Origin of the sequence: Actinosynnema sp. NPDC023794 (assembly GCF_040639675.1) — a bacterium.
GTDB lineage: Bacteria > Actinomycetota > Actinomycetes > Mycobacteriales > Pseudonocardiaceae > Actinosynnema > Actinosynnema luteola.
In genome coordinates this window covers 1-1,302 of sequence record NZ_JBFAFR010000098.1, presented here as the reverse complement: position 1 = coordinate 1,302, position 1,302 = coordinate 1, and the positions used below count along the sequence as shown (strand labels likewise).

The 1,302-nt window shown below is 71.4% G+C and carries 1 protein-coding gene; it reads right to left on the bottom strand.

Features of this window, described 5'->3' with window-relative positions:
* Nucleotides 1-1,302, bottom strand: a 1,302-nt coding sequence (locus AB0H12_RS45160; protein ID WP_499632958.1) for an acyltransferase domain-containing protein, incomplete at its 3' end; no start/stop codon positions are given.

Sequence of the window (1,302 nt, the reverse complement as noted above, 5' to 3'; positions counted from 1 at the left end):
GCCGTCCACCCCATCGGGCAGCGCGACCTCGGCGAACACGTCGCCACCCAGCCGCCACGCCGACCTCAGCCCCTGGAACACCGGCCCGTACTCCAAGCCCGCCCCGGCCAGCACGTCGTAGTGCTCGGCGACGTCCACCGGCTCCGCGCCCGCCGGCGGCCACTGCCGCAGGTCGAACCCCGCGACCGGCGTCCCCGCCGACAACACGCCCTCCGCGTGCAGCACCCAGGGCAGGTCGTCCCCGCGCTCCGGCCGCGAGTGCACGGTCACCGTGCGTCGACCGGTCCGATCGGGCGCGCCCGCTATCACGCGCAGCTGAACGCCCTGGTTCCGGTCCTCGCCGGGCAGCACGAGCGGCGCGGTGAGCACCAGCTCGTCGAGCGTGCCGCAGCCGACCTCGTCACCGGCCCGGATCGCCAACTCCGCGAACCCGGTGCCGGGGAAGACGACCGCGCCGCCGACGGCGTGATCGGCCAGCCACGGCTGAGCCCGCACCGACAGCCTGCCGGTGAGCACCGCGCCATCGGTGTCCGGCGCCACCACGACCGCCCCGAGCAACGGGTGCTCCGGCACGTCCAGGCCGGCGGACACGACGTCGCCCGCGCCGAGGGTCGCACCCGCCCACGCCTCACGCCAGTAGTCGAGCGAGTCGATCCAGTACCGCTCGCGCTGGAACGCGTAGGTCGGCAGCTCGACCCACCGCCCACGACCGCCGAAGAACGACGGCCAGTCGACGGACCCACCGGTGGCGTACCACTGGCCGAGCCGCTTGACCAGCGTTAGCGCTTCATCATGCCCCTTGCGCTGCAACGGAACCGCTCCATCGACCAGCGCGCTCAGCACACCGTCGGGCCCGACCTCCAGGAACCGCGCCACACCCTCGCCCTGCAACCGGACCACGACATCGTGGAACCGCACCGCATCCCGAACGTGCCGCACCCAGTACTCCGGGTCCGTGACATCACCCGACGCGACGATCGGGATGATCGGCTCACGGAAGGTCAACTCCCGCACCACCGCCCGGAAGTCGTCCAACATCGGGTCCATCAACACCGAGTGGAACGCGTGCGACACCGAAAGCCGCTTCGACCGCTCGAACTTCGAGGCCACCTCCAGCACCTCGGCCTCGACACCCGACACCACCACCGAATCCGGCCCGTTGACCGCCGCGATACCCACACCATCAGTGAGCAACGGCAACACGTCAGCCTCGGTGGCCTTGATCGCCACCATCGCCCCGCCCTCGGGCAACGCCTGCATCAAACCCGCACGCGCCGACACCAACCGACACGCATCCGACAG